This window comes from Porphyromonas sp. COT-108 OH1349 (assembly GCF_000768755.1).
Classification (GTDB): Bacteria; Bacteroidota; Bacteroidia; order Bacteroidales; family Porphyromonadaceae; genus Porphyromonas_A; species Porphyromonas_A canoris.
In genome coordinates this window covers 179,454-194,470 of the sequence record NZ_JRAH01000019.1, presented here as the reverse complement: position 1 = coordinate 194,470, position 15,017 = coordinate 179,454, and the positions used below count along the sequence as shown (strand labels likewise).

Annotated in this window: 11 protein-coding genes; 10 read left to right on the top strand and 1 reads right to left on the bottom strand. The window is 44.3% G+C overall.

Annotated features, from left to right (window positions below; genetic code table 11):
• Positions 1 to 8 precede the first annotated feature (8 nt).
• Positions 9 to 1,727 (bottom strand): DUF349 domain-containing protein, encoded by a 1,719-nt coding sequence (locus tag JT26_RS04930; RefSeq protein WP_036846967.1) that lies wholly within the window; start codon positions 1,725 to 1,727, stop codon positions 9 to 11.
• Between the two features lie 1,128 nt (positions 1,728 to 2,855).
• Here JT26_RS04930 and JT26_RS04915 point away from each other — a divergent pair.
• The 10 genes from JT26_RS04915 to JT26_RS04870 all read left to right on the top strand — a co-directional run bounded on the left by JT26_RS04915 (position 2,856) and on the right by JT26_RS04870 (position 15,002).
• Positions 2,856 to 4,715, top strand: a complete 1,860-nt coding sequence (locus JT26_RS04915) for a 2-oxoacid:acceptor oxidoreductase subunit alpha (protein ID WP_036846959.1) — start codon at positions 2,856 to 2,858, stop codon at positions 4,713 to 4,715.
• 4 nt (positions 4,716 to 4,719) lie between these two features.
• On the top strand, positions 4,720 to 5,745 hold the full coding sequence (locus JT26_RS04910; protein WP_036789401.1) for a 2-oxoacid:ferredoxin oxidoreductase subunit beta: 1,026 nt from the start codon (positions 4,720 to 4,722) through the stop codon (positions 5,743 to 5,745).
• Positions 5,746 to 5,939: 194 nt separating this feature from the next.
• Positions 5,940 to 7,550 carry a phosphoenolpyruvate carboxykinase (ATP) gene (gene pckA / locus JT26_RS04905; protein WP_036846956.1) on the top strand — a complete coding sequence of 537 codons (1,611 nt, stop codon included), beginning with the start codon at positions 5,940 to 5,942 and terminating at the stop codon, positions 7,548 to 7,550.
• A 247-nt stretch (positions 7,551 to 7,797) separates the two neighbouring features.
• Entirely contained in the window at positions 7,798 to 9,315 is a 1,518-nt protein-coding gene (locus tag JT26_RS04900) for a HAMP domain-containing sensor histidine kinase (protein ID WP_036846953.1), read from the top strand.
• Positions 9,316 to 9,373: 58 nt separating this feature from the next.
• On the top strand, positions 9,374 to 10,117 hold the full coding sequence (locus JT26_RS04895; RefSeq protein WP_369794005.1) for a response regulator transcription factor: 744 nt from the start codon (positions 9,374 to 9,376) through the stop codon (positions 10,115 to 10,117).
• Positions 10,118 to 10,309: 192 nt separating this feature from the next.
• A complete protein-coding gene (locus JT26_RS04890) occupies positions 10,310 to 11,293 on the top strand; it encodes a ribonuclease Z (RefSeq protein ID WP_052110361.1) in 984 nt (327 codons plus the stop codon).
• 11 nt (positions 11,294 to 11,304) lie between these two features.
• Positions 11,305 to 11,973 (top strand): uracil-DNA glycosylase, encoded by a 669-nt coding sequence (locus JT26_RS04885; RefSeq protein ID WP_036846950.1) that lies wholly within the window; start codon positions 11,305 to 11,307, stop codon positions 11,971 to 11,973.
• Positions 11,974 to 12,030: 57 nt separating this feature from the next.
• Positions 12,031 to 13,053, top strand: a complete 1,023-nt coding sequence (locus tag JT26_RS04880; protein WP_036846948.1) for an aspartate-semialdehyde dehydrogenase — start codon at positions 12,031 to 12,033, stop codon at positions 13,051 to 13,053.
• 461 nt (positions 13,054 to 13,514) lie between these two features.
• Entirely contained in the window at positions 13,515 to 13,970 is a 456-nt protein-coding gene (locus tag JT26_RS04875; RefSeq protein ID WP_036846943.1) for a co-chaperone YbbN, read from the top strand.
• A 30-nt stretch (positions 13,971 to 14,000) separates the two neighbouring features.
• Positions 14,001 to 15,002, top strand: a complete 1,002-nt coding sequence (locus JT26_RS04870; protein WP_036847112.1) for a PhoH family protein — start codon at positions 14,001 to 14,003, stop codon at positions 15,000 to 15,002.
• Positions 15,003 to 15,017: the final 15 nt, after the last annotated feature.

Sequence of the window (15,017 nt, the reverse complement as noted above, 5' to 3'; positions counted from 1 at the left end):
TTTATGCCTTATCCTTTAAGAGCCTTTTGGAGAGCTTTTCTGCGTTCTGTAAGTCTCTCTATCTCTCTTTTCAGGTTGTCCATCTTCTTTATAACGGGAGCCAGTAGGGCATCTTTGCCGCTTCCCGATGCGCTGAAGAAGCTGAGGTTGTTTTCGTATTGCTTCAACTCATGCTCCATCTTCTCAAGCAGTGTGTTGAGGCTTCTTATTTCGCCGCTGATAGTATCGTTGTTCATCTCCTCTATCGGAGTGCTGTAACGAGGACCCGAGTGGCGACCTTTGCCCGGCTCTCCCTTGTGGGCTTTTGCCTGAGCCGCTCTGAGCGCAGAGTAGAAAGCATCATTGATCTCATCTTTATGCTTCGCCGGAACAAGCCCCACCTTAGACCACTCTTCCTGCAACTCGGCAATGCGTTCTGCCAACTCTTCCGGAGAGAGTTCGGAAGCAGACAGGCTCTCCATCTTGGAAGCTATCTCTCTCTTCTGTTTCAGGTTGGCTTCTCTTTTTGTATTACGATCTTTCAGGTCTGCCTGCTTTCTGTCGAAGAAGTGATTGCAGGCTGCCTGGAAGGCGTGCCACAGCTTGTTTGCCTCCGCACTCTTTACACCGAGACCTCCAAGCTCTTTCCACTCTTTTTGCAGATCCATCAATTTTTGGCTCGTAGGTACCCAATCGGTGCTATCTTTAAGGGCTTCCGCTTTTTCGAGAAGTTGAGCATACTTTTCCAGATGCTTGTCGATCTTTTCTCTGAACATCTTTGCGGATGTCCGTCGTTGTGCAAAGAAGCTGTTCGTAGCCTCTCTGAATCTCTTATATATCTCTGTATTGTTTTTTTTCGGAACCGGGCCTATGGTTCTCCACTCTTCTCTCAGTGCTTCGATGAGAGCAGCTGCGGCTTTCCACTGTTCGCCCGTAGAAGGGAGAGGATTAAGGATGGCTTCAGCCTTTTCGCACAAAGCCGTCTTCTTCTCAAGGTTTTTCTTCTCGTTTTCTCTCCTTTTTTCAAAGAAGGAAGAGTGGTTTTTGTTTACGATCACAGTGGCATCCTTGAACTCTTTCCACATGGGTTCTCTGAGATCCGGAGCCACCGGACCGGTTTCTTTCCACCTGTCGTGAAGAAGTTGGAGAGCGTTGAAGGCAGATATGGGATCCTCGCTTTCGCTTAGCTTTACCGCTGCAGCAATGAGCTGTTCCTTGATCTCTTTGTTCTTTTGGAAGTCTAAGTCGCGAAACTCGTTGGTAAGATTTTTAAGCTCGTAAAACTCTTCCATCAGCTTGGAATAGCGAGAAAGATACTCGGACTTCACTGTCGGGTCTACCTCTCCCAGTGCATCCCACTGCTCTCTGATGCTGTTGAACTGTTGCTTGATAACGGACATATCTTCCGTTGAGGAGAGCAACTCCTGCATTCTGTCGAGGAGCTTGCCTTTCTCTTCCGTATGCCGACGAATCTCTTCACGAATGCGCTCTTGCTGAACCGCACGAACCTCTTTATACCTTGTCAGGATCTGCATGTACCGGAGCACCGCTGCCTCGTCTTCCGAACCCTCCTGTCCACCGGCGGATGGGGTTAGGCGGTAGTAGTAAGCGGATAGTCTGTCTGCATCTTCACGGGAAGGTACTTCGTTAGCATTCAATAGCTCCTCCATTCGGTTGGCTATCTCTTCTATGCCTATGCTTGCTACCTCATTATCCTGAGGGAGCATATCTTCTTTCTTTTCTTCCATGTGTTACCGTTTAATTATAAAGAGTGATATGGTTCTTACTTGCAAAATAAATGAAAAAAATGGAGACCGCAACACTTTAACGCTGTTTTGATGCAGGCTCTGCTCGTCGGAGCTGTCTGTTTTCAAGGGTGTTGCCGTTTTTCTGTCTGTTTCTGTCGGTTTTTCCTCTTGTTGTTTGTGTCTCTTATTGTTGTTGCTTACGGCATCTGTTCTCATTTTTCCGATGAGAGTCGGGTGTGCTAAAGAGCTTTAGTACATATATAAGGTATGGTAAACGTATTGAGATCTGTTCGTGAACCTTTTCAGATGTGAAAATCGTGTCTTGACTTCTGCAACTCATGTTTTGATTTCTGCAAGTCAAACCCTGATTTTTGGATTTCAGGCTTTGATGTGCAGATCCGAAAGGCTTCAGAGTAGTTTTTTAACGGGATAAAACCATCTTGTTTGCCTGTTCAGATACTGTTTTAAGCTCCTGTTTTTGTGGTGTGATCACTATAAAATGTAGTGGTTGTGATTTTTTATTGTTTTGAAACAAACTATATGATTTCTCTTGAAGGTGGCGAAATATCTACGTTTCTGCTTGCTCGTCAAAATAAAATTGTTACTTTTATGCTCTTTTCTCCCGAAAAGATTTGCATATTAAAAATAAAGTCCTTACCTTTGCATCGTGGTTTTTTCATAATAGTATTAGATTTAAGGTTAACAAAGATGGTTAGGGGATGTCGTGAGACATCCTTTAATTTTTTATACCAACCCCATTTCTTTCCGGGAGATTCTCCTCTTTTCTGCTGCGAGAATGTTTTTCTTCAATAATATTTGAATTTTCAATGAATTAAATAGTAACTTTGCATCACTTTGAAAGAGAAACAAACGATTACATTTTACTATTATAGCATCTTTCTGTTGTAGTCAGCCTTTGGTCGTCTGATCACTTCTTCGAATTGTCCACGATGTGGAGAGTGTTTTGGTTGAAGTTGTACGTAAAGACCGCCCGGAGGATGACCCTCTGAAAAGAGAGATAAAGAGGGGTGTTTGGGAGCATTACGAAAGGAATAGCTAATAATTTTGAAAATACTGTGCAAACTCACTACATTTGCACAACATTCAACACATTAAAAACGTAACATTATGGACAAAAACCCGGATGTTTTGGTTGTAAAGGATATAGTGGTGCGCTTCTCCGGAGACTCCGGAGACGGAATGCAGCTCACTGGCAACCTTTTCTCCGACCTTGCCGCAATACTCGGCAATCAGATCTCAACGTTTCCGGACTTTCCGGCAGAGATTCGTTCTCCTCAAGGTACTCTCAGCGGTGTTTCCGGCTTCCAGGTTCACCTTGGAACGGATGCTGTTCATACCCCCGGAGATTTAGCAGACTGCCTTGTAGCAATGAACCCGGCTGCACTAAAAATCAATGTTAACCAAATTAAGAAGAACGCAATCATCCTTTGCGATTCGGACTCTTTCACCCCGGCAGACTTGAAGAAGGCAGAGTATGCCACGGAAAATCCATTTGAAGAACTCAAATTGACGCAAGCGCAGATCATGGAAGTGCCCATCTCTTCTATGACTAAAGAGGGGCTCAATGAGTTTGACATGGAACCGAAAGACAAGTTGCGCTGTAAGAATATGTTCGCTTTGGGATTGGTTTGCTGGCTTTTCGGAAAAGAGATCGACCATGCAGAGAAACTCCTTGCAAAGAGATTTGCGCGAAAAGAGAAGGTTCTTGCAGCCAATATAAAGGCTCTTACAGATGGTTATAATTATGGTGCCAACACTCACGCATCGGCGATGACTTACCGCATAGAAGGTAAGACGGGAGAAAAGGGGCACTATATGGATATAAATGGTAATAAGGCTACATCCCTCGGATTGGTTGCAGCGGCTGAGAAAGCAGGCTTGAAGCTCTTCCTTGGTAGCTATCCTATCACTCCGGCTACGGATATCTTGCACGAGTTGGCTAAGCTGAAGCATCTTGGTGTAAAGACTGTTCAGGCTGAAGATGAGATTGCAGGTATCTGTACTGCCATAGGTGCATCTTTTGCCGGAAACCTTGCCGTAACTTCCACATCGGGTCCCGGTCTTGCTCTAAAGAGTGAAGCAATGGGCTTGGCGGTTATGACAGAGCTTCCGCTTGTGATCGTGGATGTACAGAGAGGCGGACCTTCTACCGGACTGCCGACCAAGTCGGAACAAACAGACCTTTTGCAGGCACTCTACGGACGCAATGGCGAAAGCCCTATGCCGGTAATAGCTGCCACATCGCCTTCGGACTGTTTTGATGCTGCATTTGAAGCGGCGAAGATTGCTCTCGAACATCTTACTCCGGTGATCCTTCTTACAGACAGCTATATCGCAAACGGTTCTTCCGCTTGGCGTATTCCGGATTTGGATAAATATCCTGAAATCAAGCCTCCCTATGCTCCTACTCATTATAAAGGTGCATTGGAAGATTGGAAACCTTACAGAAGAGATTCTGAAACACAGGTAAGATATTGGGCTGTTCCGGGTATGGAAGGCTATACTCACCGTGTGGGCGGTCTGGAAAAAGACTATAACACCAGTGCAATATCCACCAATCCGGACAACCACCAACGTATGGTGCTTACTCGTAAAGAGAAAGTAGAACGCATAGCAGATACGCTTCCTATACAGAAAGTTCAAGGTGATGAGAACGCAGATCTGCTTGTAGTGGGTTGGGGAAGTACAGCCGGACACATATATACAGCTTGTGAAACACTTCGCAGAGAGGGTCATAAGGTTGCAATGACTCAGTTTAAGTATATCAATCCTCTGCCTCGTAACACAGAGGCTATCCTTAGAAAGTATAAGCGAATAGTGGTTATCGAGCAAAGCTTGGGTCAATTCGCTCAATATTTGGGAGGAAAGTTCCCGATGTTGGATATACATACACTGAACAGAGTGAAAGGACAGCCATTCAAGGTGTGGAGATTAGTAGAAGAGTTAAAAACCTATTTAAACGCTTAAACGAATGGATACTAAAGATATTGCAACGACCAAATACGAGGCAAAAGATTATAAGAGCGCGCAAGCAGTACGTTGGTGTCCCGGATGTGGCGACCACGGTGTGCTTGCAACCATACACAAAACAATGTCGGAAAGAGGTGTGGCGCCTCACAATACCGTAGTGGTTTCCGGTATCGGCTGTTCTTCTCGTCTGCCTTATTACATGAACACTTATGGCTTTCACTCTATACACGGTAGAGGTGCAGCCATTGCAACCGGAGTGAAGACCGCAAATCCCGAACTCGATGTCTGGCTTATAACAGGAGACGGAGACTGTCTTGCCATCGGTGGTAATCACTTCATCCATGCGGTGAGACGGAATGTCAACATCAATATCGTGTTGTTCAACAATAAGATATATGGTTTGACCAAAGGACAATACTCTCCTACATCTGCACGTGGATTCGTTTCCAAGAGTTCCCCGATGGGTACAGTGGAAGATCCGTTTATACCGGCAGAGCTTGCTCTCGGTGCTCGCGGACGTTTCTTTGCCCGTGCATTGGACGTGGATATGAAGATGATGCAGCAGTGCATGCTTGCAGGAGCCAACCATGAGGGTACTTCCGTAACCGAAGTGCTTGTAAACTGTGTGATCTTCAACCATGGTACTCACCGCGATTATTCGGCAAAAGAGGTTCGTGCAGACCGTACTATCTACCTCGAACATGGTAAAAAGATGATCTACGGAGCGGATAAGAACAAAGGTCTTGTGCTGGATGGTTTGCGTCTTAAATCCGTTACAATAGGTGAAGATGGCTATACGGAAGACGATATATTGGTTCACGACGCACATTGTAAGGATGATACCTTGCATCGTATGCTCGCAATGATGTCGGATGATATGCCTATCGCTTTGGGTGTGATCCGTGATGTCCCCGATTTGATCTACGACAGAGAGGTGGAACGTCAGGTGAAAGAAGCACAAGCTAAGACCGATATACACACGCTTCAAGCCCATATGTACAATATAGCCGGCTGGATCAATGAATAAATTGACAATAAATAAGTAGGCTTATTTATTGGTCAGTAGAATAAATCTAAGTACCTTTGCTCAAGGAGTCAGAGATGACAATTCTTCTTGAGTAGAGGTACTTTCTGTTTTGGTCTCCATTATCGTAATCCACTAAATGAAATTATTGTAGTATATAGTAACACACAACATCTAAATATTTATAATCTAACATTATGGCAAAATTAGATCTATCAAAGTATGGCATATCTAATGTCAAAGAGATTGTCTATAATCCTTCTTATGATCTGCTTTATGAAGAGGAGACAAAACCGGGTCTCCAAGGTTTTGAACGCGGTCAGGTAACAGAACTTGACGCAGTAAACGTGATGACAGGCGTTTATACGGGACGTTCTCCAAAAGATAAATTCTTTGTGATGGACGATACAACCAGAGATACTATCTGGTGGACTTCTGAAGAGTATAAGAACGACAACAAACCTATCACTAAGGAAGCGTGGGATGAACTTAAAAAGATTGCATCAAACGAGCTTTCGGATAAGAGACTCTTTGTTGTCGATGCTTTCTGCGGTGCGAATGAGAACAGCCGTCTTAAACTTCGCTTTATCATGGAAGTGGCATGGCAAGCTCACTTTGTTACCAATATGTTTATTCGTCCTACCGAAGAAGAACTCAAGAACTTCGGTGAACCGGATTTTGTGATTATCAATGCTTCCAAAGCAAAGGTGGACAACTATGCCGAACTTGGTCTTAACTCGGAGACAGCAGTGGTATTCAACCTTACAGAGAAGATTCAAATCATCCTTAATACATGGTATGGTGGTGAGATGAAAAAAGGTATGTTCTCTTACATGAACTATCTTCTTCCTCTAAATGGTATGGCTTCAATGCACTGCTCTGCAAATACCAGCATGGATGGTAAAGAGACTGCCGTATTCTTCGGACTGTCCGGTACAGGAAAGACAACACTCTCTACCGATCCTAAGCGCAGACTTATCGGTGATGACGAGCATGGTTGGGATAATGAAGGTATCTTCAACTTTGAGGGCGGTTGCTACGCTAAGGTTATCAACCTAAGCAAGGAGAACGAACCGGATATCTACAACGCTATCCGTCGTGATGCTTTGTTGGAGAATGTTACAGTGGATGCGAACGGAAAGATCGACTTCGAGGATAAGAGTGTTACCGAAAATACACGTGTATCTTACCCGATCTATCACATCGAAAACATTGTAAGACCAAAGTCGAAAGCAGGACATGCCAATAAGGTGATATTCTTGTCGGCAGACGCATTCGGAGTATTGCCTCCGGTTTCTATCCTTACTCCGGAACAAACCAAGTACTACTTCTTGTCCGGATTTACTGCCAAACTTGCAGGAACAGAGCGTGGTATTACAGAACCAACTCCTACATTCTCCGCTTGTTTCGGTGCAGCATTCCTCTCTCTTCACCCAACAAAGTATGCAGAAGAGCTTGTGAAGAAAATGGAGCAGTCCGGTGCCACAGCCTACCTCGTAAACACAGGATGGAATGGGACAGGAAAGCGTATCTCTATCAAGGATACAAGAGGAATCATCGATGCTATCCTTGACGGATCCATTGATAAAGCTCCAACCAAGAACATCCCAATGTTCGACTTTAAGGTGCCTACCGAACTTCCGGGCGTAGATCCTAAGATTCTCGATCCGAGAGATACTTATGCAGATCCTTCCGAATGGAATAAGAAGGCTGTCGATTTGGCAGAGCGTTTCCAAAAGAACTTTGTGAAGTTTACAGGTAACGAAGTCGGTAAGGCTCTTGTGGAGGCAGGACCGAAATTGAAATAATACTTCGGAAGAAGTAATGCAGATATTGTTGAGGGCTTATCTCTTATCAGACAGCAATTGATAAGAGGTAGGTTCTCAACTTTTTATTTAGATCCCTTAGTTAAGTCTTTTAGTACCTGTCCGTGAATAGAATGAAAGAGTCAAATAGATTTTACTCTTCCTCAAAACAAGTATTATTAACAAAGTGAAGCTTAATATTTAACTATTATTATATTAAAAGCAAGATTTTATTCTCTTAATTTGCAACATGAGAAAGTCCATCATATGGCCTATCGTTGTTCTGGCAGTATTCACACTTGTAGGTTTGTTGGTAATGCAAATCAACTATGTGTCCATTATGTATGACTCTCGTGCAGAGCAGTTTAATTCTGCCGTCAGGAGAGCTCTTAGCAATGTGAGCAGACAATTGGAATATGATGAAGCTCGACGGATATTACAGAGCGAGCTGCTTGGGAGAAAGGTTTCCATAACAGAATCCACTCCTTCGACCGATCTGCTCGGCAGCGGCACGAGCCTTTATACCACAACTATCGACCCTAAGCTGTTCCAGCTTGATCAGCTTCCCGAGGTCAGCCAGTCTCATTGGGCGAAGAAAGAAGATCAGTTTGTGGCTACTTCTTCGAAGTTGCAGGAGGAGTTGCGAAAGAAGTTTGAGTATCAAAAGGAGATTATGAATGAGGTTGTTTTGGATATGATTACCCAGAATGACGAGCTTCCTATATATGAGAGAATTTCTCGTACTCAACTTAAAAACACTCTTGCATTTGAGCTTGAAAATAATGGTGTGAATCTTTACTACGTTTATGATGTTGTAGATAAGAATAATCACAGCTATTTTTCAACAGGTAAAATACCGAAAGGAGAAGCAGAGTCTACGTTCTCGCAGCTCATTTTTAAGAAAGACAGGCCGTCTCGCTATCTGTTTCTGAGAGTTTATTTCCCGGGACGAGGAGATTATCTGTATGAGACGATAGACTTTTGGGTGCCGAGTGCTCTGTTTACGATTTTCGTATTGGGCATGTTTGTTTACACTACCGTACGGGCTACCAGGCAGCGTAAATTAGCTATCATTAAGAATGATTTTGTGAACAACATGACGCATGAGCTGAAGACACCGGTGAGTACCATTCGCCTTGCAAACGAGTTTCTCATGGATAACAACTTGAATCTGTCACGGGAGCAAGTACAGAACAGGCTCAAAGTAATAGATCAGGAGACGAAACGGCTGAGTAATCTGGTGGATCAGGTTCTTTATACCTCGCTTTTGGATAAGAATTCCACTGTTCTGAAAATGGAAGAGTTGGATATTCAGGAACTGATTCTTGAGATTGCCAATACATACAGCATAAAAGTCGAAGGCATTGGAGGAACTGTTGATATAGAATTGGATGCTACGGAAAATGATGTCTTTGTCAATCGTACTCACATGACAAATATCATTACCAACTTGCTGGATAATGCTATAAAGTACAGGCGTGAAGAGGTCCCGTTGCAGCTGAAGATCGGTACGGCTAATGAAGGAGATAAACTGTGTATTTATGTATTGGATAATGGGATAGGTATCAAAAAAGAGTATTTGAAGAAGATTTTTGAGCGTTTTTTCAGAGTCCCTACCGGAAATGTTCATAACGTCAAAGGATACGGATTGGGGCTCTCTTATGTGGCAAATCTTATGCAACAGATGAACGGAAGCATCAAAGCGGAAAGCGAGCCGGGGCAATGGACGAAGTTTTCTATTTATCTCCCTCTTATAAAGAACAAGTAAATGCAGATAGTAAAAATAAAAACAGAAAAATTATATAACCCTTTAAAACATTTATACTATGAACTTGGATGAAAGAATTAGAATCTTCTTCTGTGAAGATGACGAGAACTTAGGTTTGCTTCTAAGAGAGTATCTTGAAGCAAAAGGCTACAAGGCTACACTATTTCCTGATGGAGAGGCCGGTTATAATGAAATAGCTCAAAACCCGACAGAGTATGATATTTGTGTATTGGACGTAATGATGCCTAAGAAAGATGGCTTCACTTTGGCTCAAGATATCCGTAATATCAATCCGGATCTTCCTATCATTTTCCTCACAGCTAAGAATATGAAGGAAGATGTTTTGGAGGGCTTCAAACTTGGTGCGGACGACTATCTTGCCAAGCCGTTCAGCATGGAAGAGTTGGTAATGCGTATAGAAGCGGTTCTTCGTCGCGTGAAAGGTAAAAAGATCAAAGAGACTCCTTTCTATAAGATCGGAGAGTTCTTGTTTGATACTCAAAAGCAGATCCTCTCTATTGGTAATAAGTCTACCAAACTTACTACAAAAGAGACAGAACTTTTGACTCTTCTTTGCAGCCATGCCAATGATGTACTGGAGAGAAACTATGCTTTGAACATTATTTGGAATGAAGATACTTACTTCAACGCAAGAAGTATGGACGTTTATATCACAAAGCTTCGTAAGCTATTGAAAGATGATCCTAATGTTGAGATTATCAATATACATGGTAAGGGGTATAAGTTGATCACTCCTATGGCAGATCTTCCTCTTTCTGAAGAAAATATTCAAGTGATATAATATTAAGATTAAGCATGAGGGCTGTATTGGGATGAACAGAAATCTTGATACAGCCCTTTGTTGTTTTAGATGACCAGTGGGAAAGAAATTTTCCCTATTTTTGCTCTTCCAAAAATAAGAACAAGAGATTTTACTGCAGATCTTCGGGAGGTTAAGATGCTTCATTCCTATATCCTATCTCTATAATTATAAATGTCTTCTAAGAAATCTACATCGCACTACACGGGAGACGGCATGTGTGTTCATATTTTAGGTTGTGGCTCTGCCAAGCCTTCTCTGTCGCATTTCCCCAGTGCGCAGATGGTGCGTTTGCGAGACAAATGTTTCTTGGTGGACTGCGGAGAGGGAACTCAGATACAGCTCCTAAAGTATAGGGTGCCGTTCTCTTCTTTGCATCGTATCTTTATTTCGCACATGCACGGAGATCATTGTCTTGGTCTTCCCGGACTGCTCAGTACGATGGCGCTGCAAAAGCTGACATTCCCGATGCACATTTACGGACCGAAAGGGATAGCCGATTTTGTGGATTATATTGTTCGGACATTCTGCACCGAGGAAGAGCTTCGGTTTCATGTCCATGAGATAGATCATAAAGCCGCTCCCATGGTTGTTTTTGAGGATAAGAGCATTACGGTAGAAGCCATTCCTCTGAAACACAGGATGCCTACTGTGGGATATCTGTTCAGAGAAAAAAACTTGTTGAAAGCTCTTGATAGGTCATCTGCTGATTTTTATGGTGTTCCTGTTTATTGGTTCAATCGGATAAAGTTGGGAGCAGATTTTGTTACTGAAGATGGCATAGTTATTCCCAATTCTCGTCTTACTCATCGCTCTCGGAAGCCTTATAGCTACGCTTATATTTCCGACACGGCATATTCTCCTTCGATAGTTCCACACATACAGGGAGTAGATCTGCTTTATCATGAAGCGACCTTTGAGAAGAGCCTGAAGGAGCGAGCTATCAAGACTTTTCATTCCACAACGGAAGATGCCGGGAAGATAGCCGCAGCAGCAGAGGTGGGTCATCTGCTGATAGGGCATTACTCGGCGCGCTATTCTCGCTCTGCCGATATGGAGCGTCTGAGAAGTGAAGCCGCGGAATATCATCCCAGAACAATCGCAGCCAATGAGGGGATGTTTTTGGACTTAAAAGAGCTGCGAAACCAACTACAATAGTATATATCGACATGGATGTAAAGATAGAACCGTCTTGGAAAGAGCGACTGAAAGAGGAGTTTGACCGCCCTTATTTCGAGCAGATTGTTTCTCAAGTAAAAGCCGCATATCGCTCGGAGCCGGTGGCGCCTGAGGCGAAGAATATTTTCAGGGCTTTCGATCTCTGTCCTTTTGATAAAGTAAAGGTTGTCATTTTAGGTCAGGATCCTTATCATACTCCCGGAGTGGCGGACGGATTGGCATTTTCTACCTCTCCCGGAAGTCCTATCCCTCCATCGCTGAAAAACATATTCAAGGAGCTTGCCTCGGATCTTAAAGTCCCGGAGCCGATGAGCGGAGATCTCACCCATTGGGCAGAAGAGGGTGTATTCTTACTTAACAGTATTCTTACGGTAAGGCAGGGGATGGCGGCATCTCATGGCAGAATGGGATGGGAGATATTTACGGACAGAGTCATCGAGGTCTTGAGCCGGGAGCGAGAGCATCTGGTATTCATCCTGTGGGGCAGTAAAGCCGGGATGAAGCAGCAGTTTATAGACACGTCGAAGCATTATGTGATCAGATCTGCGCACCCATCGCCTCTTTCGGCGCACAATGGTTTTTGGAAAAGCGAGCCTTTCAGTAAAGCAAACTTTTTCCTTGTTCAGCACGGAATCCAACCCATCAAGTGGGTCAAATAATCGGAACGCTCTGTCATTTGCAGAGCAATAATTAACTCTTAAAAAAGAAATAATGATATGAACATAGCAGTAGTAGGAGCGAGTGGTGCCGTTGGGCAGGAGCTTCTTCGGGTTTTGGAGCAGAGGGCATTTCCTTTCACGTCTCTGACTCTTTTCGGATCTGCCCGGAGTGCGGGTACGACCTATACGGTGGCTGGTAAGGAGTATGTGGTAAAGGAGTTGAAGGAGAATGACGATTTCAAAGGTATCGACATCGCGTTTACTTCTGCCGGGGGGAGCACTTCGGAACGTTTCCGGGAGACGATCACCAAGCACGGAGCGATCATGATAGATAACTCAAGCGCTTTTCGGATGGATCCGGATGTCCCTTTGGTTGTTCCGGAGGTGAATCCGGAAGATGCGTTCAAGCATCCGAAGGGCGTTATTGCCAATCCGAACTGTACGACCATTCAGATGGTTGTCGCTCTCAATGCGCTGCATAAGGTGAGTCCGATCAAGAGCGTACATGTCTCCACTTATCAGGCTGCAAGTGGAGCAGGAGCCACCGGGATGCAGGAGTTGGAGGAGCAGACCGTGGCTGTTGCAAACGGCAGAGAGCCTCGTGCCGAGAAGTTTGCCTACCCTCTTATTCATAACCTTATCCCTCAGGTCGATGTCTTTACGGACAATGGCTACACGAAGGAAGAGATGAAGATGTTCCACGAGACGCGGAAGATCATGCATGCTCCGGATCTGAACGTGAGTGCTACCTGCGTGAGAGTCCCCGTACTTCGTGCACACTCCGAATCCATTTGGGTTACGATGAAGGATCCGATGACACCCGAACAGGCTCGCGAACTGTTTCTCCGCACACCGGGAGTGATTGTCTTGGACGAGCCGTCAAGTAAATCTTACCCGATGCCGAGGGATCTTTCCGGCAGAGATGAGGTTTTTGTCGGTCGTATTCGCCAAGATCTCTGCTCTCCGAATGCCATAACTTTCTGGTGTGTGAGTGATCAGATCCTCAAGGGAGCGGCTCTGAATGCCGTGCAGATAGCGGAGCTGCTGCTGTCTCGCGGGAAGAGTTGCAGCGGGAAATAGCAGCCCGAAAGCGAGGCGATTATTTTGGGAGATTGCTCCGCACGTATAACGGAAGAAAGAAGAGACCGAGCATCCGGGTTCCGGAGCTTGGTCTCTTTTTTGTGGAGTTATGAGCCGTATTTCGGGGGATTATTATGGTTTTCAAAATCGGTAATTACCGTTCTTCGGTTTAGTAATTACCGTTCTTCGGTTTAGTAATTACCGTTCTTCGGTTTAGTAATTACCGTTCTTCGGTTTGGTAATTACCGTTCTTCGGTTTGGTAATTACCATTCTTCGGTTTAGTGATTACCGTTCTTCGGTTTAGTAATTACTGTTTTTCAGATTGGTTCTTATCAATCTTGAGGCGATGGCTATCATTTTGCTCCGTCTGTAAAAAATAAGGTGGAAAAATACTATATTTGCGGTCGGCAGACATGATGAATTATTATTATACCAATCAGTTAAAAACGAAAAAACAACCATGAAAGGAACAAGACTATTTTCACTACTTTCAGTACTTGCCGTAGCACTTTTTCTGCTCCCTTCCTCACTGTCCGCACAAAAGGACTCAAAGGCAGAGGGCGGTATCATTAAACTTAACGCAGAAACGTTCAGAGTAAAAATACACGACTACAAGAGCAGTGCCGAGTGGAATTATAAGGGAGACATTCCATGTATCATAGATTTCTATGCAGACTGGTGCGGACCCTGCCGTCAGCTTAAGCCTACGCTCGAACGCCTCGCAAAAGAGTACAAAGGCAAGATATACATCTATGCAGTGGACGTGGATGCCAACAGAGAACTCGCCGAAGCATTCAAAGTACGCTCCATACCGATGACTCTCGTCGTCCCAATGAAAGGTAAACCGCTTATGAATACAGGAAATCTGCCTTACGATGTGTTCAAAAAGCAGATAGAAGAGGTTCTTAAAAAGTAATATCCGATAAGAGTAAAGCCACCCATGCAGATGTTGGAAAGGATCTTTGTTCTGAATGACGCAGACCCGATAATCTTTTTCGGGCTGAACAACAAGAACATCCAGCTGCTGAAAGATTTACATCCGAAGCTGAGAATCATAGCCAGAGGCAACCTCATAAAGGTGATGGGAGAGGAAGAAGAAACGTCTGCCTTTATCTCCCTGCTGCGAACACTGGAACGATACACAGAGACTTTCAACTCCTTATCGGAAGAGGTGATACTCGCACATACAAGAGGAGGAGACAACAATGTCTCCTCCTCTACACCATCCAACGACGTGTTGATCTTCGGACTTAACGGCAAACCCATATCGCCCCGAAATGAAAACCAAAAAGAGATGGTGCGCCTGGTCGAAGAGCACGACCTCGTCTTTGCAACCGGACCTGCCGGAACGGGAAAGACATTCATGGCTATCGCCCTCGCGGTGAAAGCTCTCAAGAACAAAACAATCCGTAAGATCATCCTCAGCCGTCCGGCTGTTGAAGCAGGAGAGAAGCTCGGTTTCCTTCCCGGAGAGATGAAAGACAAGCTGGATCCCTATCTCCAACCTCTGTACGATGCACTCGGAGAACTCATTCCACCCATGAAGCTCAAAGAGTACATGGAGATGGGTGTGATCCAAATAGCGCCTCTCGCTTTCATGAGAGGACGAACGCTCTCGGATGCGATCATCATTCTTGATGAAGCTCAAAACACATCGCCACATCAGATAAAGATGTTCCTGACTCGCTTGGGAAACAACGCAAAGATGATCATCACCGGAGATATGACACAGATAGACCTCCCCGTCGGTACTCAGAGCGGTCTCAAGCAGGCACTTTATATCCTTAGAGGAATAACGGAGGTCGGACACATATATTATAATGCCAAAGATATCGTAAGACACCCTCTGGTGAAGAAGATCGTAAACGCTTACGATAAGTTTGACAAACAAGAAAAGGCTAAGAAAGAGAAAAAAGAGAGTGAAAGCTCAAAAACTTCAAGTTTATAAATCATATCCCAATAG